The sequence below is a fragment of the Polynucleobacter sp. AP-Feld-500C-C5 genome, assembly GCF_018882265.1.
Taxonomy (GTDB): domain Bacteria; phylum Pseudomonadota; class Gammaproteobacteria; order Burkholderiales; family Burkholderiaceae; genus Polynucleobacter.
In genome coordinates, this window is sequence record NZ_JACVOW010000022.1 from 53559 (window position 1) to 79881 (window position 26323).

At 45.5% G+C, this 26323-nt stretch carries 25 protein-coding genes and 1 tRNA gene; 1 reads left to right on the forward strand and 25 read right to left on the reverse strand.

The annotated features are described in order from the left end of the window. Window positions 1–11: 11 nt before the first annotated feature. The 4 genes from ICN21_RS06635 to ICN21_RS06650 all read right to left on the reverse strand — a co-directional run bounded on the left by ICN21_RS06635 (window position 12) and on the right by ICN21_RS06650 (window position 4138). Complete coding sequence (locus ICN21_RS06635) at window positions 12–1103, reverse strand: tartrate dehydrogenase (RefSeq protein WP_216861665.1); 1092 nt, start codon at window positions 1101–1103, stop codon at window positions 12–14. A 75-nt stretch (window positions 1104–1178) separates the two neighbouring features. Further along, entirely contained in the window at window positions 1179–1841 is a 663-nt protein-coding gene (locus ICN21_RS06640) for a SprT family zinc-dependent metalloprotease (protein ID WP_216177748.1), read from the reverse strand. 167 nt (window positions 1842–2008) lie between these two features. After that, entirely contained in the window at window positions 2009–2938 is a 930-nt protein-coding gene (locus ICN21_RS06645) for a tripartite tricarboxylate transporter substrate binding protein (protein ID WP_251370100.1), read from the reverse strand. Between the two features lie 78 nt (window positions 2939–3016). Next, window positions 3017–4138, reverse strand: a complete 1122-nt coding sequence (locus ICN21_RS06650) for an NADH:flavin oxidoreductase/NADH oxidase (protein WP_216177750.1) — start codon at window positions 4136–4138, stop codon at window positions 3017–3019. A 161-nt stretch (window positions 4139–4299) separates the two neighbouring features. Between ICN21_RS06650 and ICN21_RS06655 the strand changes: the two genes are divergently transcribed. Further along, window positions 4300–5820, forward strand: coding sequence for a CoA-acylating methylmalonate-semialdehyde dehydrogenase (locus tag ICN21_RS06655; RefSeq protein ID WP_216177752.1), 1521 nt, complete (start codon window positions 4300–4302; stop codon window positions 5818–5820). A 66-nt stretch (window positions 5821–5886) separates the two neighbouring features. On the opposite strand, the gene ICN21_RS06660 is transcribed toward ICN21_RS06655, so the two are convergent. The 21 genes from ICN21_RS06660 to pnp all read right to left on the reverse strand — a co-directional run bounded on the left by ICN21_RS06660 (window position 5887) and on the right by pnp (window position 26269). Then, the gene (locus ICN21_RS06660) at window positions 5887–6372 is read right to left on the reverse strand and encodes a DUF1178 family protein (protein WP_216177754.1); all 486 of its coding nucleotides are present in this window, start codon (window positions 6370–6372) and stop codon (window positions 5887–5889) included. A 66-nt stretch (window positions 6373–6438) separates the two neighbouring features. Next, window positions 6439–7038, reverse strand: coding sequence for an NUDIX domain-containing protein (locus ICN21_RS06665; RefSeq protein ID WP_216177756.1), 600 nt, complete (start codon window positions 7036–7038; stop codon window positions 6439–6441). Between the two features lie 134 nt (window positions 7039–7172). Next, complete coding sequence (gene nuoN, locus ICN21_RS06670) at window positions 7173–8672, reverse strand: NADH-quinone oxidoreductase subunit NuoN (RefSeq protein WP_216177758.1); 1500 nt, start codon at window positions 8670–8672, stop codon at window positions 7173–7175. Between the two features lie 10 nt (window positions 8673–8682). After that, complete coding sequence (locus ICN21_RS06675; protein WP_216177760.1) at window positions 8683–10149, reverse strand: NADH-quinone oxidoreductase subunit M; 1467 nt, start codon at window positions 10147–10149, stop codon at window positions 8683–8685. Between the two features lie 24 nt (window positions 10150–10173). After that, a complete protein-coding gene (gene nuoL, locus ICN21_RS06680) occupies window positions 10174–12228 on the reverse strand; it encodes an NADH-quinone oxidoreductase subunit L (protein WP_216177762.1) in 2055 nt (684 codons plus the stop codon). Between the two features lie 2 nt (window positions 12229–12230). Continuing rightward, on the reverse strand, window positions 12231–12539 hold the full coding sequence (gene nuoK / locus ICN21_RS06685; RefSeq protein WP_215291988.1) for an NADH-quinone oxidoreductase subunit NuoK: 309 nt from the start codon (window positions 12537–12539) through the stop codon (window positions 12231–12233). Next, complete coding sequence (locus ICN21_RS06690) at window positions 12539–13183, reverse strand: NADH-quinone oxidoreductase subunit J (protein WP_215296985.1); 645 nt, start codon at window positions 13181–13183, stop codon at window positions 12539–12541. Before ICN21_RS06690 ends, nuoK begins: the two co-directional genes overlap by 1 nt. A 21-nt stretch (window positions 13184–13204) precedes the next feature. After that, window positions 13205–13696 (reverse strand): NADH-quinone oxidoreductase subunit NuoI, encoded by a 492-nt coding sequence (nuoI, locus tag ICN21_RS06695; protein ID WP_215296983.1) that lies wholly within the window; start codon window positions 13694–13696, stop codon window positions 13205–13207. 11 nt (window positions 13697–13707) lie between these two features. Then, entirely contained in the window at window positions 13708–14781 is a 1074-nt protein-coding gene (gene nuoH, locus ICN21_RS06700) for an NADH-quinone oxidoreductase subunit NuoH (RefSeq protein WP_216177764.1), read from the reverse strand. A gap of 10 nt (window positions 14782–14791) precedes the next feature. Beyond that, window positions 14792–17107, reverse strand: a complete 2316-nt coding sequence (nuoG, locus tag ICN21_RS06705) for an NADH-quinone oxidoreductase subunit NuoG (protein WP_216177766.1) — start codon at window positions 17105–17107, stop codon at window positions 14792–14794. Window positions 17108–17138: 31 nt separating this feature from the next. Beyond that, window positions 17139–18437 carry an NADH-quinone oxidoreductase subunit NuoF gene (gene nuoF, locus ICN21_RS06710; protein WP_216177768.1) on the reverse strand — a complete coding sequence of 433 codons (1299 nt, stop codon included), beginning with the start codon at window positions 18435–18437 and terminating at the stop codon, window positions 17139–17141. After that, on the reverse strand, window positions 18434–18940 hold the full coding sequence (gene nuoE / locus ICN21_RS06715) for an NADH-quinone oxidoreductase subunit NuoE (protein ID WP_216177770.1): 507 nt from the start codon (window positions 18938–18940) through the stop codon (window positions 18434–18436). The genes nuoF and nuoE overlap by 4 nt, the downstream gene beginning before the upstream one ends. Window positions 18941–18963: 23 nt before the next feature. Further along, a complete protein-coding gene (locus ICN21_RS06720) occupies window positions 18964–20217 on the reverse strand; it encodes an NADH-quinone oxidoreductase subunit D (protein WP_216177771.1) in 1254 nt (417 codons plus the stop codon). A 3-nt stretch (window positions 20218–20220) separates the two neighbouring features. Further along, a complete protein-coding gene (locus ICN21_RS06725) occupies window positions 20221–20820 on the reverse strand; it encodes an NADH-quinone oxidoreductase subunit C (protein ID WP_216177773.1) in 600 nt (199 codons plus the stop codon). 3 nt (window positions 20821–20823) lie between these two features. Further along, window positions 20824–21306, reverse strand: coding sequence for an NADH-quinone oxidoreductase subunit B family protein (locus ICN21_RS06730; RefSeq protein ID WP_215296970.1), 483 nt, complete (start codon window positions 21304–21306; stop codon window positions 20824–20826). Window positions 21307–21311: 5 nt separating this feature from the next. After that, the gene (locus ICN21_RS06735; RefSeq protein WP_068948474.1) at window positions 21312–21671 is read right to left on the reverse strand and encodes an NADH-quinone oxidoreductase subunit A; all 360 of its coding nucleotides are present in this window, start codon (window positions 21669–21671) and stop codon (window positions 21312–21314) included. 109 nt (window positions 21672–21780) lie between these two features. Continuing rightward, window positions 21781–21865 (reverse strand) — tRNA-Leu (locus ICN21_RS06740). An 86-nt stretch (window positions 21866–21951) separates the two neighbouring features. Then, window positions 21952–22296 carry a preprotein translocase subunit SecG gene (secG, locus tag ICN21_RS06745; protein ID WP_216177775.1) on the reverse strand — a complete coding sequence of 115 codons (345 nt, stop codon included), beginning with the start codon at window positions 22294–22296 and terminating at the stop codon, window positions 21952–21954. Between the two features lie 22 nt (window positions 22297–22318). Continuing rightward, window positions 22319–23077, reverse strand: coding sequence for a triose-phosphate isomerase (tpiA, locus tag ICN21_RS06750; protein ID WP_216127463.1), 759 nt, complete (start codon window positions 23075–23077; stop codon window positions 22319–22321). A gap of 13 nt (window positions 23078–23090) precedes the next feature. Beyond that, the gene (locus ICN21_RS06755; protein WP_216177778.1) at window positions 23091–24089 is read right to left on the reverse strand and encodes an NAD(P)H-quinone oxidoreductase; all 999 of its coding nucleotides are present in this window, start codon (window positions 24087–24089) and stop codon (window positions 23091–23093) included. A 23-nt stretch (window positions 24090–24112) separates the two neighbouring features. Next, window positions 24113–26269: a polyribonucleotide nucleotidyltransferase gene (gene pnp, locus ICN21_RS06760; protein ID WP_216177780.1), complete on the reverse strand. Its 2157-nt coding sequence runs from the start codon at window positions 26267–26269 to the stop codon at window positions 24113–24115. Window positions 26270–26323: the final 54 nt, after the last annotated feature.

The window sequence follows — 26323 nt, forward strand, 5'->3', positions numbered from 1 at the left end:
TCATCAAGCAATTAAATTGCTGCAGCAATCGCTTTACCAAGATCATCCGTTTTAGCAGTACCCCCAAGATCAGGGGTTAATGGTGCATGGCCTGAGCCTGCTGATAAGACTTTTTCGATGGCGTTAAAAATCGCCTTACCCGCCTCTGGATATCCCAGGTGATCGAGCATCATTGCACCGCTCCAAATTTGTCCAATGGGGTTGGCAATCATCTTCCCGTAAATATCGGGGGCTGAACCATGTACCGGCTCAAATAGTGACGGAAACTTGCCTTCTGGATTAATACTTCCCGATGGAGCTACCGCAATAGTGCCAGTACACGCAGGGCCTAAATCTGACAAGATGTCTCCGAATAAATTACTAGCAACAACTACATCAAAACGATCAGGATTCATTACGAAGTGCGCTGCCAAGATATCGATATGGTACTTATCCGTTCTTACATCAGAAAACTTTTTAGACATCGCCTCCACGCGCTCATCCCAATAAGGCATCGTAATCGCAATACCATTTGATTTGGTAGCTGAAGTGAGGTGTTTCTTAGGACGACTCTGGGCTAAATCATAGGCATATTGCAAAATACGATCGACGCCCTGTCTTGTAAAGACCGATTCTTGAATCACAAACTCGCGGTCAGTATCTGGAAACATTTTTCCACCAACGCTGGAATACTCTCCCTCCGTGTTCTCACGTACTACGAAGAAATCAATATCCCCAGGTTTACGATTTGCAAGCGGGCAAGGTACTCCTGGCAATAAACGCACTGGACGTAAATTGACGTATTGATCGAAACCGCGACGGAACTGAATCAAACTACCCCATAATGAAACATGGTCCGGCAAAATATCAGGCATACCCACTGCGCCAAAGAAAATAGCGTCATACTTCATTAAGGTATCAAACCAATCATCCGGCATCATCTTGCCGTGCTTGAGGTAGTAATCGCAGCTTGCAAAATCAAAGTGATCGAACTGCATACCAATACCAAATTTACGATTGGCAGCCTCCAGCGCACGCACACCCTCCGGTATAACCTCTTTACCAATTCCATCACCCAGGATTACTGCAATTTTAGGATTCTTAAATATTTTTTTGGCGTTCATTTGTTAGTAGTCTCAAGTAATGATTGTTGGCCGAATAATCGGCATAAAACCTTAATTTTACCCACTTATCTATCACTAGCTAATAGCGCGGCGGATCTCATCAGGCGGGGCTTTACCACTCTTACCAACAGAATCACTGTCGTAATCACTGGTATTTTCAATTGTTTCAGGAGCATCCTCTAGCATCCGAATATTGTCTTTTGGGCAGATAGGCGCACCATAACTGGCCCATTTTTTTAATAATGTGACCTCGTAACCGCATTGACCACATTTCGCTTTGCTACGACTGGCATTGCTAGGCCTTGGTGGTGGGAAAACGATGGCCTGATGAGGATACGGACCGAGCTCCTGGCTAATCATCATGAGTTTGACGGTGAGTTCTTCAGTGGCATGCGCCATTCTGGCAGGACCCTCAAGGCCAACGGTTTGGGCAATGCCCTTGAAATCTTCTCCATGTCCACTGAGACAATCGTCTACCGCATGACAAAGCTCATGCACCAAGGTATCAAGCAGTTGAACTGGATCATCAATTTTAGGGGAAATAAAAATCTCATTTACTCCTCCACCAGATCGCTCACGCGGCCAACATTGCCCTAAAGTCGTTCTGGGGCTACTAGACGCAGGAAAACCACAAGACACTCTGACAGGAGGAATTATATAGCCGGCTTTAGAAAATACTGGCTCAAGATGTCTCACGGCATCTTCCAACCATGCTTCACGAACAGAATGTTGCTTCATTTATATAAAGATTTAGATTAAGAAAAAAGGAAAGCGGCGATTATGCGCCACCAAAAATAGAATGGGCGGAAGATCTGAAAAGGGTAAGCACATCACAAGTTACCCAATCCTCTTCATTACCTGATCCCGGATCCTAAGAACGAGATCAGACTTCATTTATTAAAGATTTAGTCCAAGGTGATATTCGCTGACTTAATGACTTTGCTCCAATAAGGCAATTCTTTCTTTACCAAAGCTTCAGTTTGAGCTGGAGTGAGATAACGTAATTCCACGCCTGCTGCATCCGCACGCTCTTTCACTTCAGGCAGTGCTAAGCTTTTTTTGACAGAATCAGTGAGCTTTGTCACGATTGGAGCAGGAGTTCCAGCAGGGGCAAATAATGCAACCCATGATTCCAACTGAAATGATGGTAAACCAGCTTCGGCAGTCGTTGGAACATTAGGCATACCAGGGTGACGATTCTTACCAGTAACCGCTAAGCCCTTCAACTTGCCGCTCTGAACGTGTTGCATGACTGACGGTGGCGTAGAGATAAATACCTGCACCTGACCTGCTAATACATCCTGAATCGCTGGACCAGAGCCCTTATAGGGAACGTGAACCATATCAATACCAGTAGTTTGCTTAAACATTTCGGTGCCAATATGAGAAACAGAACCGTTACCTTGTGAGGCGTAATTGAGCTTACCTGGATTGGCTTTTGCGTAGGCAATGAATTCTTTCAAATTATTGACTGGTACTGAAGGGTGAACTGCGATCACATTGGTCGACACAGTCAGTAAAGCAATTGGTGAAAAATCCTTAACAGGATCCCAGGGCAATTTATCCATCAAGGCTGGATTACCAACGTGATAACCAGAGTATGAAATTAATAATGTGTAGCCATCTGGTTTTGCATTAGCCACGTATTGATAGGCAATATTTCCACTGGCACCTGGTTTATTGTCTACTACAACAGTTTGACCAATCACTCTTGTAAGCGGCTCACTAAGTAAGCGGGCAGAGGTATCAACCAAACCACCTGGAGGATTTGGTACGACCAAGGTGATTGCCCTATCGGGATAGGATTGCGCGCTAGCAATACTGGTGGCCGTCATAAAACTGAAGATTGCCAATACTTTTTTTGTAAGAGTGTATGTGTTCATGTCTATCTCCTGATCATTTCTTGAATAAGCTTATCTCTGGCCTACCTTAACGTTACCAAAAACTGCTTGAGCCTCTCGTGGTAAACAACGCCAATAACGCTCATTCGCATTCACTGTGCCTTCTAGAGCTGCTGCAGCTTCCCAGCCCCATCGCGGTTTGTATAAAAAAGCCCGAGCCAAGGCAATAAAATCAGCATCACCAGCTTGCAAAATAGCTTCGGCTTGATGAGGGTCAGTGATTAGACCAACCGTCATGGTTGGTAAACCAGATTGATCTTTGACGATCTTTGCAAAAGGCACTTGATAGTTTGGTCCTAAGGCAATTTTTTGTTTAGGCGAAATTCCACCTGAAGAAATATGAACAAAGTCACAACCCAAAGGTTTGAGTTGCTTTGCAAAGTTCGCAGTCTCTTCAGGAGTCCAGCCGCCCTCCACCCAGTCACTGGCTGAAATACGAATACCCAATACACCTGAATAGGCAGCTCTTACTGCTGCAAACAATTCCAAGGGAAAACGGATGCGATTCTCAAAAGAGCCACCGTATTCATCGGTTCGTTGATTGGCAATCGGCGATAAAAATTGATGGAGCAAATAACCATGGGCGCCATGGAGCTCAATCCCATCAAGGCCTATGCGATCTGCGCGTTTAGACGCAACCACAAATGCATCAATTAATTCTTTAAGCTCTGTTTTTGAGAGTTCGTGCGGCAAACGCTCGCCCTCTAGCTGAGGGATCGCTGAAGGAGCTACCGTTTCCCAGCCACCCTGACCAACTGGCAATAGCTGACCACCATGCCAAGGTGTTGCACTCGAGGCTTTGCGGCCAGCATGAGCTAACTGAATAAACACTGGGGTTGCTGGGGCCAATTGACGTGCACGGCTCAGCTTGTCTTTTAGAGCTGCTTCAGTGCGGTCATCCCACAATCCCAAACAGGCCGGGGTAATCCTAGCCTCTGGGGTAACCGCTGTTGCTTCAATAATAAATAATGCTGCCCCGCTATTGAGCAGGTTACCCCAATGCATTAAATGCCAATCGGTTGCCTCGCCATTGGAGGCTGAGTATTGGCACATGGGGGCGACAACAATGCGATTGGCCAGCGCCAGGGGTCCACGCGGAGAATGAAGGGTATAGCTTGAAAACAGCAGGCTCATAAAGATGTCTTAAAGGTCGAAAAATGGGTCAAAATACTAAAAATGCCTTAAAGCGATAGAATACTAAAAACCAGAATATACGAGACAGCAAAGTCGCGCAGGCTTACCTAGCATCCGGCTTTTCTACCCTGAAAAACTATCCAAACCAAGCAAAAAAGACTATGAACGCACCCCAAGCCTTTGAATCTAAAGAAGATATCGGCCACTTTGTTGGCGGCTCTATTGTTAACCCTAAAGATGGTCGTTTTGCGGATGTCTATAACCCAGCAAAGGGTTCAGTTGCTCGCAAGGTTGCATTAGCTAGACGTAAGGAGGTAGACGCTGCCGTTGCCGTTGCCCAAAAGGCTTTTGTTTCATGGAGTCAAACTAGCCCACTGCGTCGCGCACGCATCCTTTTTAAGTATCTTGATCTACTCAACGCTCACCGCGATGAATTAGCAGCCATTATTACCGCTGAACACGGCAAAGTATTCACAGATGCTCAAGGTGAAGTCACCCGTGGGATTGAGATCGTGGAATTTGCTACTGGGATTCCAGAACTCCTCAAAGGTGAATACACCGAACAGGTTTCTACAGATATTGATAACTGGGTCATGCGCCAACCTTTAGGAGTTGTTGCTGGCATTACACCATTCAACTTCCCAGTCATGGTTCCGATGTGGATGTTCCCGGTTGCGATTGCTTGCGGCAATACCTTCATCCTCAAGCCAAGCCCAACAGACCCTTCCGCATCTTTGCTCATGGCGAAGTTACTAAAAGAAGCAGGTCTTCCTGATGGTGTATTTAACGTGATCCAGGGTGACAAGGAAGCGGTTGATGCCCTGATCGAAAATCCTGACGTTCAAGCCATCAGTTTTGTTGGCTCGACACCCATTGCGAACTATATTTATGAGCGTTGCGCCCACTTTGGCAAGCGTTCACAAGCATTAGGTGGTGCCAAGAACCATATGGTAATCATGCCTGATGCTGATATTGATAAAGCCATTGATGCTTTGGTAGGCGCAGCATACGGATCCGCTGGTGAACGCTGCATGGCAATCTCTGTTGCTGTTTTAGTTGGTGATGCTGCTGAGAAGATCATGCCTAAGCTAATTGAGCGCACCAAGACACTCAAAGTGAAAAATGGTATGGAGCTTGATGCTGAGATGGGCCCTATCGTTACTAAAGCCGCTTTAGAGCGCATCACTGGTTATATCGATAGTGGCGTTGCATCTGGAGCCAAACTGCTTGTAGACGGTCGTGGACTCAAAGTTCCCGGCTATGAAAATGGCTTCTTCTTGGGTGGCACCTTATTTGATAACGTGACCCCCGATATGAAGATCTATCTCGAGGAAATCTTTGGGCCAGTTCTCTCTTGCTTGCGTGTGACCAATTTCACTGAGGCGCTAAACCTCGTCAATTCTTGTGAATTTGGTAACGGTGTTGCTTGTTTCACTAGTGATGGCAATATCGCCCGTGAATTTGCTCGACGCGTGCAAGTTGGCATGGTTGGTATCAATGTGCCTATTCCTGTACCAATGGCTTGGCACGGTTTTGGTGGCTGGAAAAAATCTCTGTTTGGCGATATGCATGCCTATGGCAAAGAAGGTGTTCGCTTTTACACCAAGCAAAAGAGTGTCATGCAGCGCTGGCCTGAAAGTATTGCCAAGGGTGCAGAGTTTGTCATGCCGACCTCAAAATAAATACTCATCAATCCAAATAAAAATAGCGATCTTCGGATCGCTATTTTTTATCTTGCAGCCAAGAAATTACTGCAGGGTATTTTTGAAAGCCGGCATTAAAGGAACGGCTAAGACCTCAATACCCTCTTCCCTTAAAGACTCAGCCTCATCTAGGGTAGTTTGTCCACGAATGGTCCGCTCCGGTGACTCTTTGTAGTGGATCTTCCTAGCTTCTTCAGCAAACGAAGTACCAACATCTTCAGATTTACCCATCAAATCACGCATTCCCTTCAAAAAGGCAGCCTGAACCTGGGCTTCCAAATGGGAATGATCATTTCCTGTTAAGGCAACCACATCACCGCTAGTAGAGCCAATGTTCTCATTGGGAGTAGTTAGCGCTGTAGAGGCAGTCCTTGCAATGTGAGGTGCAGAAGGCATACGCGTGATTTCAGGGCTATCACACACTGGACAGGCGAGCATACCTTTATCCTGCTGAGCAAGACAATCGTCCTCTGAGGCAAACCATCCCTCAAAGCGATGATCCAAAGGGCAAGCGAGGTTGTAGACTTTCATAAGACCTATATAGGGGCAAAATTACCAAAATCAATAGATCTTATTTTAATAGGATTTGAAAATGACCTATTCAATAGGCCTAGGGCTAATCAAGCCACGGCGATAACGATCCAGCCAATAGGTCGAAATCGTGGTTTTAACGTCTGTAATCTCGCCCTCTTCCACCCAAGCAAGTAATTGCTCTAAAGGCGCCGCAAAGACGTCTAAAAACTCTTCATCATCTAATTTGCTATTACCGGGAACTAAGTCTTCCGCTAAATAGATATCAATGAATTCTGTTGAATACGAAATGACTGGATGAATGCGGCGAATGTAACTCCATTTTCTAGCGGTATAGCCAGTCTCTTCTTCTAACTCTCGTTTTGCGCACAAGAGATGATCCTCACCAATTTCTAATTTTCCAGCTGGGATTTCAATACAAGCTTTTGCAATTGGATACCGGTACTGGCGCTCAAGCAGGACCCTACCATCCTCTAATAATGCAAGGACTGCCACAGCACCAGGATGCGTTAAATACTCTCGAGCTGCTAACTCACCATCTGGTAAACGCACTTGGTCTCGTTTCATATTTAAAAAGATGCCACCATAGATATCTTCGCCAGAAATTCGATCTTCGCGTAAATGCTCATCACCTACAGGTAGGTCTTTGAATGATTTTTCGGTCATGGAGAATCTTTCAATATGGGTTCAATCAATAATTAAGCAATCGTACAAAGGCCTTATGTCATTCAAATGTCATACCAGCTACCTAAAACAAGAAAGGCCCCCATGGGAGCCTTTAATTCATCCAGCCAATGAAATTATGAGCCCAATAAAGTTCGGCGCATTGCATCTAAGCAAACACTCATCAATCCGGCAGGAATAATACCGATTAATAAAACCAAGATCGTGTTCAGACTCAATAATCCCTTGGCAAATGCAGAGCCTGAGACTGTAACTTCGTAAGATGGTTCATCAAAGTACATGACTTTTACCACTCTCAAGTAATAGAAAGCACCGATCAAAGAGGCCATTACGGCAATGACAGCTAAGAAGGTATGCTCCGCATCCACCAAGGCTTCTAGTATGCCCAATTTAGCTGCAAAACCAACTGTAGGCGGAATACCTGCCAATGAGAACATCATGACTAAGCCAATAAATGCAAACCAAGGATGTTGCTTATTTAAACCTTTGAGCCCTTCTAAGGTCTCACAGTCATATCCTTTGCGCGAGAGCGCCATCAAGAGACCGAAGGTACCCAAGGTAGTCAAAACATACGTAATAGCGTAAAACATCGATGCACTAAAGGCGTGATCATCAAACACCGACAACATGCCAAGCAGTACAAAACCCATCTGCGCAATCGCTGAGTAAGCCAGCATGCGTTTCACGTTAGTCTGAGCAATCGCAGTCACGTTGCCAACAACTAAGGATAGAACAGCCAACAGTACTAACATTGGCTGCCAGTCGCCCATCAACGGCAATAAGGTATTAATCAATAAACGGAATAACAATGCAAATGCCGCTAACTTAGGGGCCGCAGCAATCATGAGGGTAACTGCAGTAGGCGCACCTTGATAAACATCAGGAACCCACATGTGGAAAGGTACAACGCCTAACTTGAATGCCAAACCAGAAACAATAAATACCAGACCAAAAGCCATGACTAAATGGTTAACGCGAGGGTCAGCAACTGTTTTGAAAATCTCAATTAAATCTAAAGAACCCGTCACGCCATACAGCATGGACATACCGTACAGTAGAAAGCCTGAAGCAAGAGCTCCTAGGATGAAATACTTAATACCAGCCTCTACACTTTTCTCACTAGTATGGCGCATCGCGACCAAGGCATACATCGGCAAAGCCATGAGCTCGAGACCAAGATAAAGGGTTAAGAGATTCGCGCCTGAGATTAATACCAGTTGACCCAATAGAGCCAACAGCACCAGCACAATAAAGTCTGGACGGAATAAAGCGCGATCCGATAAATATTGCTTGGAATAAATCAAGCTCACTAATACCGCAGCACAAGAACATGCTTTGAGCAGATTTGACAAAGGGTCGGACTGGAATAAGCCGTTCATTGCCACTAAAGACACGTCACCCAAACGACCCACAAAAGCAAAAATCAAATAAATCAACAGAATTAAAGAGAAGAAATAAACAAAACCTACACCACGCGGTGTATGGAAAATATCTTGCTCAACTCCAGGGGTTGAAGTGACTGTTTCGCGAACATAAACACTGGCTACCAGCAATAAGCAGGTAGCAATCAGTAAAACGAGTTCCGGCAGGATAGCGTATAGGTCGAATGCTTGCATTTGCTTTTACTCAGAGTTTGCTAACAGCAACATGCTGCAGCAGATTGATTACGGCTGGATGAATGATGTCGGTAAATGGTTTTGGATATACACCCATTCCAATCACACAGATCGTCAATACAGTCATCATGAAATATTCACGGGCATTGAGATCTTTGAGTTCCTCAACATGTACGTTGTTGATAGTGCCAAAAAATACGCGTTTGACCATCCACAATGAATAGGCAGCTCCAAGGATCAATGCAGTTGCTGCTAAGACACCGATCACAAAGTCGTAATCAACTGCAGCCAATATCACCATGAATTCGCCAACGAAGCCTGATGTAGCTGGTAATCCGCAGTTAGCCATGGCCATCAAAACTGCAAAAGCAGTAAAAGCCGGCATACGGTGTACTACGCCACCGTAATCTGCAATTTGACGGGTATGCATCCGGTCATATAAAACACCAATAGACAGGAACATCGCACCAGCCACAAAACCGTGTGAAATCATTTGCACGATGCCACCCTCAATACCTAATGGGCTAAAGAGGAAGAAGCCGAGAGTAACAAATCCCATATGAGCCACAGATGAATAAGCAACCAGCTTTTTCATATCTTTTTGAACTAAGGCCACTGCGCCGACATAAATCACAGCCACCAAAGAGAGGAATATCACAAAGGGGCCAAGATATTGACTTGCATCTGGCGCTATTGGCAGTGAGAAACGAAGGAAGCCATAAGCCCCGAGTTTCAGCATGATTGCAGCCAACACTACAGAACCACCAGTAGGTGCCTCCACGTGAACGTCTGGTAACCAGGTATGCAGTGGCCACATGGGCACTTTCACTGCAAAGGCCATGAAGAATGCAAAGAACAGTAGGATTTGCTCAACGATATCGAGCCGAGCATTTTGCCAAACCAAAATATCAAAGCTATTGGTGACGTTATAAAGATAAAGCATGGCTACTAAGGTCAATAAGGAGCCAAGCAAGGTGTATAAGAAAAACTTGAAAGCCGCATAGATCCGGTTCTGACCACCCCACACACCAATGATGATGTACATCGGAATCAAGGTTGCTTCAAAGAAGACATAAAACAATAAGGCATCAAGCGCACAGAAAACACCAATCATCAATCCCGATAGGATCATGAACGAAGCCATGTACTGTGAAACCTTAGTATCAATAACCTCCCAAGCAGCGATCACGACAAAAATATTGATGAAGGCAGTCAGTACGATGAACCAAACGGAAATACCATCGATACCAAGGAAATAATTAATGTCATAGCGCGGAATCCAGCTGATCTTCTCTACAAACTGCATCCCTGGATTGGCAATATCAAAATTAATAATCAAGGGAAGAGTTGCAATAAATCCAACAATAGAACCGATGAGGGCTAACCACCGTACTCCAGCAGACGGTTTCTCAGACCCATAAAACAAAATAATGAGTCCAAAAACAATTGGGGTCCAAATGGCGTAAGAAAGAATCATAGTGGCTACTTAAGTAACAAAGGCCTATCGAACAAAAGGCAGGTAAGCATACAAAACCCAAGCTAGTAATACCGCAAGGCCTGCAATCATTGCAAACGCATAGTGGTAAACATAACCGGATTGCAAATGACGAATCACGCCAGCAAAGCGTCCTACTGTATAGGCGCTGCCGTTCACAAAAAATCCATCTATAACCTTTTGATCGCCGCGATGCCACAAGACACTACCAATCCAAATCAGACCTTTAGCAAATACAGCTTGGTTCAAATCATCTAAATAGTATTTGTTATCAAATAATTTTGTGAGTGGAGCAAATATTTGCGCAACAACTGCAGGCAACTTCGGAGCCCAGAGATAACCAATGGCAGCCGTTAAAACGCCAAGCACTACTAGACCTAATACAGGAGAAGTAAATGCATGTATTGCCATGGCGATTGGGCCATGGAATTCATCTTCAAGTTCTTTCATTACTGGGTGACGAGCCAAATCAATGAAGATGGAATCGCCAAAAAAAGTGCCAAACAATAATGGGCTAATAGTGTAGAAACCAATAATCACCGATGGAATAGCCAAAAGAATCAAAGGCAAGGTCACTACTAAAGGAGATTCATGCGGCTTCTCACCTGGGGATAATCCGTGGTGAGCGTGATCATCACCCTGCTCTGCATGATCGTGATGGTGATCATGTGAATCGGCATGACCCCAACGTGCTTTGCCATGGAAAACCCAGAAATACAAACGGAAGGAATATAAAGCCGTGACAAATACACTTGCCATAACTGCAAAGTAAGCAAATCCTGAACCAGGAATATGGCTTGCAGCAACCGCTTCAATGATGGAATCTTTAGAGTAGAAACCAGAGAAGAATGGTGTGCCGATTAAAGCCAAATTACCCAATAGCATCATCAGGCAAGTAACAGGCATATATTTCCAAAGACCGCCCATCTTGCGCATATCTTGCTCATGGTGCATGCCCAAGATAACGCTACCAGCAGCAAGGAACAACAGGGCCTTAAAAAAAGCATGCGTCATTAAGTGGAAGATAGCAACTGGATATGCAGATACACCTAAAGCTACCGTCATGTAACCCAATTGCGACAATGTGGAATACGCCACAACGCGCTTGATATCGTTTTGCACAATCCCCAAGAAACCCATAAAAAGCGCGGTAATAGAGCCGATAACCAAAATGAAGCTCAAGGCAACATCGGAGAGCTCAAATAATGGTGACATGCGTGAGACCATGAAGATGCCAGCAGTTACCATGGTTGCAGCATGAATCAAAGCAGAAATTGGGGTTGGGCCTTCCATGGAATCAGGTAGCCAGACATGCAATGGGAACTGAGCTGATTTACCCATAGCACCGATGAATAAGCAAATACAAGCAACCGTTAACAGATTCCAGCCGGTACCAGGCAATGTTTGCGCAGCTAAAGCAGTATTTTGCGCGAAGATCACGTCATATTGCATTGAGCCTGTGCTCGCTAGTAATAGCCCAATGCCAAGAATAAAACCAAAGTCGCCTACGCGATTCACCAAGAAAGCCTTCATGTTGGCAAATACCGCTGATTGACGCTCAAAATAGAAGCCAATTAAAAGATAAGACACAACACCTACGGCCTCCCAACCAAAGAAGAGTTGCAAGAGGTTATTACTCATTACCAACATCAACATGGCAAAAGTAAACAAGGAAATGTAAGAGAAGAAGCGGTTGTAGCCCTCTTCGCCTTGCATATAGCCAATGGTGTAGATATGGACCATTAAGGACACAAAGGTCACCACGCACATCATGGTTGCTGTCAAAGGATCGATTAGAAAGCCAATATCTAAATTGAGTTCACCTAATTGCATCCAACGATAGACGGTGCCGTTGAAGTAGAAACCATCCATGACTTGCGACAAAACATTACATGACAGAATGAAAGCAATCGTTACGCCTAAAATAGTGACAAACTGACTTGCGCCGCGACCAATGCGATTACCACCTAACTTGGTGCCAAAGAAGCCGGCAATGATTGAACCCACTAAAGGAGCCAATGGAATTGCGCAGAGTAAAGGAATATTTAAGGTCAATTGCATGACTAGCCTTTGAGGTGGTCAAGGTCTTCGGCATTAATGGTGTCAACCTTACGGAAGAGCACAACCAGAATTGCCAAACCGATAGCTGCTTCAGCAGCTGCTACAGTCAGAATAAAGAATACGAATACTTGACCTGCCATATCACCCAAATAATGCGAGAAGGCAACAAAGTTCATGTTGACCGCAAGCAACATCAATTCAATAGCCATCAACAGCACGATCACGTTCTTGCGGTTCAGGAAAATTCCAATAACACTAGTTGCGAATAAGATCGCACCCAGTACCAAGTAGTGCGCTAGAGTGATATTCATTACTTCCCTCCTCTAACGTCTTGTTTTGCTGCCATGTCTGAACCCATTTTGACAATGCGCATGCGATCTGCAGCAACCACATTCACTTGCTCATGAATATTCTGCGACTTGGAGTCTTTACGATTACGGAGAGTCAAGGCAACTGCCGCAATAATGGCTACCAACAAGATCACACCGGCAACTTCGAAGGCGTAGACATAGTCACCAAAGATCAGCATACCCAATGCTTGGGTATTATTGGCCATCACTTCTTCAGGCATTGGCTGCACAGGTGCATTAGTGCCAATGAAGCTGCGAATAATGACGATTGATAACTCAAGCACAATCACTGCACCCATTAAGAAAGCGACCGGCAGATATTTCTTAAAGTCACGGCGTAAATGCTCCAGATCAAGGTCGAGCATCATCACTACGAACAGGAACAAGACCATCACCGCCCCAACATAGACCAAGATCAAAGCCAAGCTTAAGAATTCAGCTTTGAGCAACATCCAAAGACCAGAAGCACAGAAGAAGGCCAATACTAAAAACAGAGCGGCATGCACTGGGTTACGCGCTGTAATCACGCGCAATGCAGAAATAACCAATAGGCCTGCAAAGCCATAGAAGAAAACAGCAAATAAAGTGGAGGGATCGAATGTCATAGTGATAGGTGCTCGATTCGATTAGCGATAAGGTGCGTCAATAGCGCGGTTAGCGGCAATGTCTTTTTCATACTTATCACCTACAGCCAAGAGCATTTCTTTCGTGAAATACAGATCACCCCGTTTGTCACCAAAATATTCAAAGATATTGGTTTCGACAATGGCGTCTACAGGGCAAGCCTCCTCACAGAAGCCGCAGAAAATACATTTCGTTAAATCAATGTCATAACGAGAAGTACGACGGGTACCGTCATCACGCTCTGCTGTCTCAATAGTGATGGCGTATGCTGGGCATACTGCTTCACAGAGTTTGCAACCAATACAACGCTCTTCTCCATTTTCATAACGACGCAATGCATGCAAGCCACGAAAACGCGGTGATAAAGGCGTCTTTTCTTCAGGGTATTGAATAGTAATTTTGGGCTTAAAGAGATAACGACCAGTAATTGACATGCCAGTCAAGATGTCTTTGAGCATCAAGCTATCAAGGAATTGGGAAATTTTCTTAAACATGATTGATCAACTTATTTCCAAATATTCCATGGGGATACGACCCACGCGCCGATAACAACCACCCAAAATACTGAGATGGGAATAAAGATCTTCCAGCCCAAACGCATAATCTGGTCATAACGATAGCGAGGTAATGTCGCACGCAACCAAATAACGCAAGACAGCAAGAAGAAAGTTTTGCCGAACAACCAAAAGAATCCTGGGATATCACGCAAGATAGGCAAATCAACGATTGGCAACCAACCACCTAAGAACATGATGGATGCTACTGCTGCAATCAAAATCATATTGGCATATTCAGCCAAGAAGAACATAGCAAATGACATGCCGGAATACTCAACCATATGTCCAGCAACGATCTCAGACTCCCCTTCAACCACGTCAAACGGATGACGATTCGTTTCAGCAACGCCAGAGATAAAGTAGATCAAGAACATGGGCAACAATGGCAACCAGTTCCAAGAGAGAAAATTCAAGCCTAGGCTCGCAAAATAGCCCTGCTCTTGCGAAGCTACGATAGTGCTCAAGTTCAAAGAGCCTGAAGTTAGCAATACTGTCACTAAGGCAAAGCCCATGGCGATTTCATATGAAATCATTTGCGCAGATGCGCGCATGGCACCAAGGAATGGATACTTGGAGTTTGAAGACCAACCAGCCAGAATCACACCATAAACACCAATCGATGAGATTGCCATAATGTAAAGCAAGCCAGCATTGACGTCGGCTAAGACCATCTTGGCTTGAAATGGAATCACTGCCCAAGCAGCAAACGCCGGCATGATCACCATAATTGGCGCAATGAAATACAGCACCTTACTAGCTTGTGCAGGAGCAATAATCTCCTTCATCAAGAGTTTTAATGCATCAGCGATTGGCTGTAACAAACCTAAAGGTCCAACCCGGTTAGGTCCAATACGAATATGCATCCAACCAATTAACTTACGTTCCCAAAGCGTCAAGTAAGCGACGCAAGCAAACATGGGCAAAACGATAATCACAATTCGGACCAAGGCCCAAATGAGTGGCCACAAGGAACCAAAAATAGCTTCCCCTTGGGTGGTAATGAGGTTCAAGAAATCACCCATCTTGCCCCCCTTATACCTTGCTGACCGTAACAGGACCGAACATAGATCCTAATCGTGTACTCGCCACGGTACCCGCAGAAATTCTGACGGCACCAGGGGCTAAATTCAATTCTAGAGTCGCTGGCAAATCAATGGATTGGCTACCCTGAGTGACACGAACAACATCCCCCTCTTTCAGACTAAATTCTGAGAAGAGTGCTTGCCCTAAACCAACTTGATTGGCACGTTTTGCATCACGGGTTAAATGCAGTGCAGATGAACGACGAACAATTTGATCGCCAGCATAGATATTGATATCTGTTACACGCTCAAGACCATTGGATGGTGCTAAGCTGCCATTTACTACTGTATTGATAGTAGATTGATTGCTCAAACGGGTGCAATAGTGATCACCTAATGCCTCTCCTAAAACTTCCTCTGGCAAATTAAAGAGGAAGCCATCTAAATTCAAGAGACCGCCAAGTACACGCAAGACCTTCCATGCTGGACGGGAGTCACCTAAAGGTTTAACAGATGGTTGAACTGTCTGAGCTCTACCTTCCGCATTAACAAATGTAGAAACGGTCTCTGTATATGGAGTAATTGGCAGAATGACATCAGCTAATTCTAATAAGTCTGCTGATTTATAGGCAGTCATGGCAATCACAGTATTGGCTTTAGCCAAAGCTGCTCTAGCCTGTTCGGGATTAGGCAAATCAAAGTCCGGCTCGAGATTCATCAAGACCACGGCACGACGATCGCCTGACAATACTGATTCAACACCTGCACCATTGGCGTTAACTAAAGATGCGCCAACCGCATTTCCGCCAACCGGCAAGAAACCAAGGGTTGCGCCAGTTTGCTGAGCAATAAATTGTGACAAGACATGCAAATCAGAAGCTTGAGGATGGGCAATAGCAGCTGACCCAATCAATACCGCTACCTTAGTGCCAGAGAGCAAGCTATCAGCAATCTTTTGTGCTTGAGCTGAAACTGAAATATTTGGAATGCCATCTGGAGCGGTGACTGACTTGGCTTTAGAAACTGCCAAAGCTACTTCACTTAATGTATTTAGCCATGCGCTTGGCGCAGCAGCAATGCCAGTAGCTGAAATGAGCCAATCATCACCACCGGCGTCAATCCGAGATAACTGCAGTCCACGCTTAGATGCTGTGCGCAAACGCGCAGCAAGTACTGGTTGATCTTTTCTTAAGAAGCTACCAATGACCAAAGCGCGATCAAGTTCGCTTAAGTGAGCAACCGGCATACCCAACCAAGGAGCAGATGCTGCACCATGAATGTCAGTCTGACGTAAACGGGTTTCAATTTGATCGGAGCCGAGACCGCGCACAATCTTTTGCAAGAGATGTAATTCTTCGGTGCTGGAGATTGGATGGGCTAATGCGCCAATAGACTGAGCACCACTTTCAGCAGAAATCGTCTTCAAAGAATGGGCAACGTAATCCAAAGCAGACTGCCAATCAGTTTCTAACCACTGACCACCCTGCTTGACCATGGGTGTAGTGATACGATCTTGGCTATTTAAGCCTTCATAGGAAAAGCGGTCACGGTCGCTAATCCAGCATTCATTAATCGCCTCATTCTCCAAAGCAACCACTCGCATGACTTTGTTAGCTTTGGTTTGCACTGTTGTATTGGCACCCAGGCTATCGTGTGGGCTTACTGAACGCTTGCGACCTAGCTCCCAAGTTCGGGCTTCATAACGGAATGGTTTGCTAGTGAGTGCGCCTACTGGGCACAAATCAATCATGTTTCCAGATAACTCTGAATCCACTGTTTGCCCAAGGAATGTCGAGATCTCAGAATGCTCGCCACGGTTAATCATGCCCAATTCCATGACGCCAGCAACTTCTTGCCCAAAGCGAACACAACGGGTGCAGTGAATACAACGGCTCATCTCTTGCATCGAGATCAAGGGGCCAACATTTTTATGAAATACAACCCGCTTCTCTTCGTCATAACGTGAGTTCGATTTACCGTAGCCCACCGCCAAGTCTTGTAATTGGCACTCTCCACCTTGATCGCAAATGGGGCAATCGAGTGGGTGGTTAATTAGCAAGAACTCCATCACTGAGCGTTGTGCTTCTACTGCCTTTGCAGAATGGGTAAATACCTTCATGCCTTGGGTTACTGGTGTAGCGCAAGCAGGTAATGGTTTTGGTGCTTTCTCAACTTCCACTAAGCACATACGGCAGTTAGCAGCAATGGATAACTTCTTGTGATAGCAGAAATGAGGTACGTAGCTACCCAGCTTGTTCGCAGCGTGCATCACCATCGAACCTTGCGGAACTTCTACTGTCTTACCATCTAATTCGATTTCTACCATGCTCACTTTAAGATGTCCCGTGCTCAATAACTTATAAAGGTTTTACAGAATCTAAGCAGCGCTTATGTTCTACGTGATACGTAAATTCATCCATGTAATGCTTCAACATGCCACGCACTGGCATTGCAGCTGCATCACCCAAAGCGCAAATCGTACGGCCTTGAATGTTGGCAGCAACATCATTTAATAAATCTAAATCTTCAGGGCGACCTTGGCCGTGTTCAATCCGGTGCACAATTCGCCATAGCCATCCAGTACCTTCACGACATGGTGTGCACTGGCCGCAAGATTCCTCGTGATAGAAATAAGAAAGACGCTCTAAAGCACGAACCATACAACGGGTTTCATTCATCACAATGACAGCACCAGAACCCAGCATGGATCCTGCTTTCGCAATGCTGTCGTAATCCATCGTCAGATCCATCATCTGCGTACCAGGTATTACCGGTGCAGATGATCCACCAGGAATGACAGATTTCAAAGCCTTACCTTCACGCATACCACCAGCAAGCTTTAGGAGCTCTGCAAATGGTGTGCCCAATGGAATTTCATAGTTACCAGGATGCACTACGTCACCCGATACAGAAAAAATCTTTGTTCCACCGTTATTAGGTTTACCAAGATCCAAATAAGCTTGGCCGCCGATAGCCAAAATGAATGGCACAGCAGCAAATGTTTCAGTGTTGTTAATAGTAGTTGGCTTGCCATACAAGCCAAAGCTAGCTGGGAATGGTGGCTTAAAGCGCGGTTGGCCTTTTTTACCCTCTAAGGATTCAAGCAAAGCGGTTTCTTCACCACAAATATAAGCACCCCAACCTGGCGTGGCATGCAATTGAAATGAGAAATCACTGTCTAGAATTTTGTCGCCCAAGTAACCAGCAGCACGCGCCTCTTCTAAAGCCTCTTCGAAACGTGAATACACTTCCCAAATTTCGCCGTGGATATAGTTATAACCTGTTGAAATCCCCATGGTGTATGCACCAATAATCATGCCCTCAATCAAGGCATGTGGGTTGTAACGCATGATGTCACGGTCTTTAAAAGTCCCCGGCTCACCTTCGTCACTATTACAAACTAAATATTTTTGTCCTGGAAATTGACGTGGCATAAAACTCCACTTCAAGCCGGTTGGAAAGCCTGCACCACCACGACCACGCAATGAGGACGCTTTTAATTCAGCAATGATTGCATCAGGCGCAACCTTATCATTAATTAAACGACGTAACTGCTGGTAGCCACCACGACTCTCGTAATCCTTTAAGCGCCAGTTATCACCATTCAATCCTGCAAGGATCAAGGGCTTAATGTGACGATCGTGCAAGCTAGTCATACTGCTTTCCCTTCTGCACGGAGTTCACTTAAAAGAGTATCAATCTTCTCTTTACTCATCAAGCTGCACATACGCTTGTCATTGACGAGCATAACCGGTGAGTCGCCGCAGGCACCCATGCACTCACCCTCTTTTAATGTGAAGGTGCCACAAGTCGTCGTTTCGTTAAAGCCAATACCCAAAGTTTCTTTCAAGTAATTGGCTGAAGTTTCACCATGGGTTAATTGACAGGGCAGATTCGTGCAAATCACCAACTTATATTTACCAATTGGCTTGGTGTTGTACATGTTGTAAAAAGTGGCCACTTCTTCTACAGCAATCGTCGGCATTTCTAGAATTTGTGCAACGATAGCAATCACCTCTGGCGAGACCCAGCCCACCTCAGTTTGTGCGGCGATCAAGGAAGCCATCACGGCAGATTGCTTTTGCTCTGGCGGGTATTTAGCAACGTTACGGGCAATTTCTGCCAGCGTTTTGTCGGATAGTTGAAGAGTTGTTGTCATTAATTCATCCTTGGCACGCTTAATTAGCGGTCAATCTCCCCAAACACAATATCCTGCGTACCAATTATGGTTACAGCATCCGCCAACATGTGACCACGTGACATCTCATCCATCGCTGAAAGATGTACAAATCCTGGGGCACGAATCTTCATACGATATGGCTTATTAGCACCATCAGAAATCAAGTAAATTCCAAACTCACCTTTTGGATGCTCAACCGCAGAGTAAGCTTCCCCATTGGGTACATGGATACCTTCAGTAAAGAGTTTGAAATGGTGAATCAATTCTTCCATATTGGTTTTCATGTCCACGCGTTTCGGTGGAGAAACCTTATGGTTATCGCTCATCACGGGACCTGGATTTGCTTTTAACCAAGCTACGCATTGTTTAATGATGCGGTTAGATTGACGCATCTCTTCCATACGCACTAAATAACGATCGTATGAATCGCCATTAACGCCCACTGGGATATCAAAATAAAGGCGGTCATACACTTCATATGGCTGCTTTTTACGCAAGTCCCACTCAATACCAGAACCACGCAACATTGGGCCAGTAAAGCCCAGCTGCAATGCACGCTCAGGAGTGACAACACCAATATTCACTAAACGCTGTTTCCAAATGCGGTTGTCAGTTAATAGATTGCAATACTCATCTACATTGGCATCAAAGCCGCTAGCAAATTGCTCAATAAAGTCAAGCAAGGTGCCGCTACGGTTTTGATTCAAGCGTTTTACAGCAGATGTGTTCCGAATCTTAGACTTATCGTATTGAGCCATTTGATCTGGCAAATCGCGATATACGCCTCCCGGACGATAGTAAGCAGCATGCATACGAGCACCAGATACCGCTTCGTACATATCGAAAATATCTTCGCGATCACGGAAGGCATACAAGAATACCGCCATTGCACCAACGTCTAGACCATGACAGCCGATCCAAAGTAAATGATTTAGCAGACGAGTTAACTCGTCATACATGACGCGAATGTATTGCGCACGTAATGGAACGTCTACTTGCAATAACTTCTCAATGGCTAATACATAGGCATGCTCATTGGCCATCATGGACACATAGTCCAAACGATCCATGTAAGGAACATTCTGAATCCAAGTACGAGTCTCAGCTAATTTCTCAGTTGCACGATGCAATAGACCGATATGCGGATCAGCACGCTGAATCACTTCACCATCTAACTCAAGCACTAAACGTAATACGCCATGCGCCGCAGGATGTTGAGGACCAAAATTGAGGGTGTAATTCTTAATTTGCGCCATGGCTTAAACCGGGCCTCCGTACTGTTCTTCGCGAACGATCCGGGGAGTAATTTCACGCGCTTCAATCGTGACTGGTTGATAAACAACACGCTTTAACTCTGGGTCATAGCGCATTTCTACATTGCCACTGATTGGGAAGTCTTTTCTAAATGGATGGCCAATAAAGCCATAGTCAGTCAAGATGCGACGCAAGTCTTCATGACCTTCAAAGATAATGCCGTAGAGATCGAATGCTTCGCGCTCAAACCAATTTGCTGAATTCCAAACTGGGGTGATAGAGGCTAGCAGTGGATAACTGTCATCAGGAGCGAAAGCCCGTACTCTTAGGCGCCAGTTATGTTTGATAGACAGTAAATGGCTTACTACACCAAAACGTTGCCCACTCCAGGCGCCGTCACGGAAGTCTTGATAGTCAACGCCACATAAATCGATCAATTGTTCGAACGCTAATGATGCATCATCCCGCAGCAACATCACAGATTCAAAATAGGTCTCCGCATTGAGTACAACAGTCACCTCACCTAAGGCAAGCTCAACGGATTGAATGCGTTTACCAAGAACCTTTTCGAGATTAGCTGCTAGCTGAACTAAACGATCTGACATGGCTTAGGCTTTCCGCGCGATCGTGCTGGTGCGAGCAATCTTAGATTGCAATTGAATAACGCCGTAAATCAAGGCTTCTGCTGTTGGAGGACAACCGGGAACATAAATATCGACTGGCACAATGCGGTCGCAACCGCGCACTACAGAATAGGAGTTATGGTAATAACCACCGCCATTTGCGCAGGATCCCATAGAGATTACCCAACGTGGCTCTGGCATTTGGTCATACACCTTGCGCAAAGCTGGGGCCATCTTGTTACATAAGGTACCAGCAACAATCATCAAGTCAGATTGACGTGGAGAGGGGCGGAAAACGACACCAAAGCGATCTAAGTCATAGCGGGATGCGCCAGCGTGCATCATTTCCACTGCGCAACAGGCCAAACCAAAGGTCATGGGCCATAAAGAGCCGTTGCGAGTCCAGTTAATTAACTGGTCTGCAGTAGTGGTAACAAATCCTTCTTTGAGAACGCCTTCTAATGCCATATCGATCACTCCCAGTCGAGAGCGCCCTTTTTCCAGATATACACAAATCCCACAATGAATTCCAACAGGAAGATCACCATGGAGGCGTAGCCAAACCAGCCGAGATCTCGTAACGCAACACCCCAAGGAAAGAGGAATGCGGTTTCAAGATCAAACAAAATAAAGAGAATAGCAATCAGGTAATAGCGCACGTCAAACTTCATACGGGCATCTTCGAAGGCTTCAAAACCGCACTCATATGGAGAGAGTTTTTCGGCATCAGGCTTCGAGGGAGCCAAAATTTTTCCGAGGAACATGGGGACTAATCCCACCCCAATACCTACAAGGATAAAAAGCAGAACAGGAAAGTAATTAGCGAGATTCAAAATGGTCCTGAGTCGTTCTTCTGGCGATTCTTCAAAAAAAACAAATTATCAAATAATCCACATCTAAACCTATTGATTTAGAGCAAAACTCTAGCTAAACATCATTTCTTGGTGCCGACGGCGAGACTCGAACTCGCACAGCCTAAGCCACTACCCCCTCAAGATAGCGTGTCTACCAATTTCACCACGTCGGCATCTTGCAAAACCTGTCAATTCTACTGCATTGCACAACTAAACCACCCTAAATATCGGGCAGAAAAATCAGTAAAAACCTACTTTTTTACTTAGGAACTGCTGGTTTGCTTGGATCTTGAGCAGGAACGGTCGGAGCAGCTGGCGTTACTGCAGGAGCCACGGTTCCAGAGAGAACCCCAGGACTGACTTCCTTCTTGTTACCAAGCCAAGTAATCCCCAAAGTGCTGATAAAAAAGACTGCAGCAAAGACGGCTGTTGTATGGGATAAAAAATTGGCCGAACCGCTAGCGCCAAATAAGCTCCCTGAGGAACCAGAGCCAAAAGCAGCGCCCATATCAGCGCCCTTGCCTTGCTGTAATAGCACTAGCAAAATCACAGCCAAAGCTGAAATTACCTGCAACACGATTAATAAAGTCTTAAACCATTCCACAGCTTCTCTCCAAATAAAAAATCTATGCCTGACAGATGGCTAGAAAATCTTGAGGGTCTAGCGCAGCACCCCCCACCAATCCACCATCAATATCAGGCATGGCAAATAATTCAACAGCATTGTCAGGCTTGATGCTGCCACCATACAAAATTCCTACATGTGATGCGACATCCTCATCAAACTCAGCCAATTGCAAACGAATATGACGATGCATATCTTGAGCAAGCTGCGCACTGGCAACCTTGCCAGTACCAATCGCCCACACTGGCTCATAAGCGATGAGACAATCAGCCAATCGATCCTGAAGCACTGAGACTTGCTTGGCTATCTGACCACAAACAATCTCTTCAGCTCTGCCAGAATTGCGCTCATCAGCAGTCTCACCAACACAGATCACGGGAGTCATACCGCTATCTAATACTTGAAGTGCCTTTGCTGCAACAATCTCATCCACCTCATGATGCATTTGACGACGCTCAGAGTGGCCAACAATGACATACTGACAGCCGAGCTCTTTGAGCATAGCGGCGCTTGTCTCTCCTGTATAAGCACCAGAAGTTTGAGCCGAGACATCTTGAGCGCCTAGGCTTAAAAACGCCAAAGAATGTTCTTTAATTAAGTGAGCGCACTGAGCTAAATAAGGAGACGGTGGGCATACAGCAAACTTGCGACCAGCAGGCATGCCGCTTTCCATACCCCGGGCAACGGTTTTAACCCAATCTTGATTACTTGCAAGACTACCATTCATTTTCCAGTTACCGATGACGATGAGTGGACGCATAAGTTTTATTGAATTAAACCGTGAGAACTATTTTGCCAACATGCTCAGAGGACTCCATCAATCGATGCGCATCTGCCGCTTGATCCAGCGTAAAGGTTTTATAGATTGCCGGCTTTAACTTACCTGCATTAAGTAATGGCCAAACATGATCGTGCAACTGTTTGGTAATGTGTTTTTTGAATGATACTGGGCGTGGACGCAAGGTTGAACCAGTAATCGTCAAACGACGTCGCAGAATTTGATTGGTACTCACTTCCGCTTTCGATCCACCCTGAATCGCAATGATCACAATACGACCATCATCAGCCAAGCAATCGATTTCACGCTGCACATAAGCGCCAGTCACCATATCGAGGATGACATTAACACCTTTACCGTCAGTAGCCTTCTTCACTTCTTCTACAAAGTCTTGTGTCTTGTAGTTAATAGCGAGGTCAGCGCCCAACTTTATGCATGCGGCACACTTTTCATCGGTACCAGCAGTAACAAACACTTTATGTCCCATAGCTTTAGCAAGCAAAATAGCGGTAACGCCTATACCGCTTGAACCGCCTTGGACTAAGAGAGTTTCACCTACTGACAATTCACCGCGCATGAAGACATTACTCCAGACGGTGTAAAAAGTTTCAGGCAATGCTGCCGCTTCTTGATCAGTAAATCCGGTTGGATAAGGTAAGCACTGGGCAATCGGTGCAATACAAAGGTCAGCATAACCACCGCCTTGAACTAAGGCGCAAACCTTGTCACCTACCTTGAGGCCGAAAGCATTATCTGCGTGAACTAAATCACCACCAATAATTTCACCAGCAACTTCAAGACCAGGAATATCGGATGCACCAGCAGGAACTGGGTAATGACCCTTGCGCTGTAAAACATCAGGGCGATTAATTCCTGCTGCGAGGACCTTAATCAAAACCTCGCCAGTTCCAGCAGTCGGAACCGCTGGGTCTGGGCGAGCACTAGGCACCAGCATTTCTGGCGCACCAAATTCTTTGATCTCAATTACGCGCATTGAAAACTCCGACTGAAATTAACTTAAGCAGTTTCGTCAGTTGGAGCGGCTTCAGTTGCAGCACCAGCCAAAGGAGAAATCGAACCACCTTCATCAGCCATTGCAGCCTTGAGAGATAAGCGCAAACGACCGCGCTCATCAGCGGCTAATAACTTCACGCGAACCACTTGGCCTTCTGCTAAGTAATCTTTAACTTCTTTTACACGCTCATTGGAGATTTCAGAGATATGCAAGAGTCCGTCTTTACCAGGAAGAATGTTGACCAAAGCACCGAACTCAAGCAACTTCACTACTGGACCTTCATAGATCTTGCCAACTTCAGCTTCAGCAGTGATACCTTCGATACGGGCTTTCGCTTCAGCCATGCCTTCAGCACTAGTGGAAGCAATCGTGACTGTTCCGTCATCTTTGATATCGATGCTGCAACCAGTTTCTTTAGTCAAAGCCTGAATTGTTGCGCCACCCTTGCCAATAACTTCACGAATCTTGTCTGGATGAATCTTGAATGACACCATGCGTGGAGCATGAGCAGACAATTCTGTGCGAACTGAACCCATAGCTTCTTGCATTTTGCTCAAGATGTGCAAACGACCTTCTTTTGCTTGTGCCAAAGCAACTTGCATAATTTCTTTTGTAATACCTTGAACCTTAATATCCATCTGGAGCGCAGTAATACCGTTTGCAGTACCTGCTACCTTGAAGTCCATATCGCCTAAGTGATCTTCGTCACCCAAGATATCGGTCAACACGGCAAAACGATTGCCATCCAAAATCAAGCCCATTGCTACACCAGCAACATGAGCTTTTACTGGAACACCAGCGTCCATCATTGCCAAACAGCCACCGCAGACTGAAGCCATAGATGAAGAACCATTGGACTCTGTGATTTCTGAAACAACACGGATGCTGTATGCAAAATCCTCTGGGCTAGGTAATACTGGTATCAATGCACGCTTAGCCAAACGACCGTGACCAATTTCACGACGCTTTGGGCTACCTACACGACCAGTTTCGCCAGTAGCAAACGGAGGCATGTTGTAGTGGAACATGAAACGATCTCGGTATTCACCTTCGAGCGCATCAATGATTTGCTCATCACGTGCAGTACCTAAGGTGGCGATAACCAAAGCCTGTGTTTCACCACGCGTAAACAATGCAGAACCGTGGGTACGCGGCAATACGCCGTTACGAATTTCAATCGGACGCACAGTACGTGTATCGCGACCATCAATACGTGGCTCGCCGTTCAAAATCTGGCTACGGACAATCTTCGCTTCAATTTCAAACATGATGTCGCTAACAGCAACGGCATCAACATCACCTTCTTCAGATAACTTCGCCAAAACTTCTTTAGAAATCTCTTTGAGCTTGTCTGAACGAGCACCCTTTTGACGAATCTGATAGGCCTCGCGCAATGGGGCTTCAGCCAAGGCAGTGACCTTAGCAATAAATGGCTCATCTTTAGGGGCGGCAGTCCAATCCCATTCTGGCTTGCCAGCTTCACGTACCAAATCATTGATAGCGTTAATCGCGGTTTGCATTTGGTCATGACCATAAACCACTGCACCTAACATCACATCTTCAGATAATTGGTTTGCTTCAGATTCCACCATCAATACAGCTGCTTGAGTACCAGCAACAATCAAATCGAGTTCGCTGGTAGCTTGTTCTGTACGAGTTGGATTCAAAAGGTATTGACCGTTAGCGTAACCAACACGTGCTGCGCCAACTGGGCCAGCAAATGGAATGCCTGAAACGGCTAAGGCTGCAGAAGCAGCAATCAAAGCAGGAATATCAGCAGGAACGTCTGGGTTGATAGACAACACATGCACTACAACCTGAACTTCATTCAAAAAACCCTCAGGAAATAGTGGACGCAGTGGACGGTCGATCAAGCGGGAAATCAATGTCTCACCTTCAGATGGACGACCTTCGCGACGGAAGAAACCACCAGGGATCTTACCTGCTGCGTAAGTTTTTTCTAAATAATCCACTGTCAATGGGAAAAAGGATTGGCCTGGCTTTGCAGACTTTGAAGCAACTACCGTACCCATAACTACAGTGTCATCTACGTTGACGATTACGGCACCACCAGATTGGCGAGCAATCTCACCAGTTTCCATCGTTACTTGATGATTGCCCCATTGAAAACTTTTTACTGCTTTTTTAAACATTGTCATTCTGATCTTCTCCAAATTGTTCACGCAACACTCACATGAGCGTTACGCTTGTCG

Bases quoted from the DNA above. Each gene is read 5' to 3' on its own strand.
- ICN21_RS06635 (WP_216861665.1), bottom strand. From the start codon at position 1,103: ATGAACGCCAAAAAAATATTTAAGAATCCTAAAATTGCAGTAATCCTG.
- ICN21_RS06640 (WP_216177748.1), bottom strand. From the start codon at position 1,841: ATGAAGCAACATTCTGTTCGTGAAGCATGGTTGGAAGATGCCGTGAGA.
- ICN21_RS06645 (WP_251370100.1), bottom strand. From the start codon at position 2,938: ATGACGGCCACCAGTATTGCTAGCGCGCAATCCTATCCCGATAGGGCA.
- ICN21_RS06650 (WP_216177750.1), bottom strand. From the start codon at position 4,138: ATGAGCCTGCTGTTTTCAAGCTATACCCTTCATTCTCCGCGTGGACCC.
- ICN21_RS06655 (WP_216177752.1), top strand. From the start codon at position 4,300: ATGAACGCACCCCAAGCCTTTGAATCTAAAGAAGATATCGGCCACTTT.
- ICN21_RS06660 (WP_216177754.1), bottom strand. From the start codon at position 6,372: ATGAAAGTCTACAACCTCGCTTGCCCTTTGGATCATCGCTTTGAGGGA.
- ICN21_RS06665 (WP_216177756.1), bottom strand. From the start codon at position 7,038: ATGACCGAAAAATCATTCAAAGACCTACCTGTAGGTGATGAGCATTTA.
- nuoN (WP_216177758.1), bottom strand. From the start codon at position 8,672: ATGCAAGCATTCGACCTATACGCTATCCTGCCGGAACTCGTTTTACTG.
- ICN21_RS06675 (WP_216177760.1), bottom strand. From the start codon at position 10,149: ATGATTCTTTCTTACGCCATTTGGACCCCAATTGTTTTTGGACTCATT.
- nuoL (WP_216177762.1), bottom strand. From the start codon at position 12,228: ATGCAATTGACCTTAAATATTCCTTTACTCTGCGCAATTCCATTGGCT.
- nuoK (WP_215291988.1), bottom strand. From the start codon at position 12,539: ATGAATATCACTCTAGCGCACTACTTGGTACTGGGTGCGATCTTATTC.
- ICN21_RS06690 (WP_215296985.1), bottom strand. From the start codon at position 13,183: ATGACATTCGATCCCTCCACTTTATTTGCTGTTTTCTTCTATGGCTTT.
- nuoI (WP_215296983.1), bottom strand. From the start codon at position 13,696: ATGTTTAAGAAAATTTCCCAATTCCTTGATAGCTTGATGCTCAAAGAC.
- nuoH (WP_216177764.1), bottom strand. From the start codon at position 14,781: ATGGGTGATTTCTTGAACCTCATTACCACCCAAGGGGAAGCTATTTTT.
- nuoG (WP_216177766.1), bottom strand. From the start codon at position 17,107: ATGGTAGAAATCGAATTAGATGGTAAGACAGTAGAAGTTCCGCAAGGT.
- nuoF (WP_216177768.1), bottom strand. From the start codon at position 18,437: ATGACTAGCTTGCACGATCGTCACATTAAGCCCTTGATCCTTGCAGGA.
- nuoE (WP_216177770.1), bottom strand. From the start codon at position 18,940: ATGACAACAACTCTTCAACTATCCGACAAAACGCTGGCAGAAATTGCC.
- ICN21_RS06720 (WP_216177771.1), bottom strand. From the start codon at position 20,217: ATGGCGCAAATTAAGAATTACACCCTCAATTTTGGTCCTCAACATCCT.
- ICN21_RS06725 (WP_216177773.1), bottom strand. From the start codon at position 20,820: ATGTCAGATCGTTTAGTTCAGCTAGCAGCTAATCTCGAAAAGGTTCTT.
- ICN21_RS06730 (WP_215296970.1), bottom strand. From the start codon at position 21,306: ATGGCATTAGAAGGCGTTCTCAAAGAAGGATTTGTTACCACTACTGCA.
- tpiA (WP_216127463.1), bottom strand. From the start codon at position 23,077: ATGCGTCCACTCATCGTCATCGGTAACTGGAAAATGAATGGTAGTCTT.
- ICN21_RS06755 (WP_216177778.1), bottom strand. From the start codon at position 24,089: ATGCGCGTAATTGAGATCAAAGAATTTGGTGCGCCAGAAATGCTGGTG.
- pnp (WP_216177780.1), bottom strand. From the start codon at position 26,269: ATGACAATGTTTAAAAAAGCAGTAAAAAGTTTTCAATGGGGCAATCAT.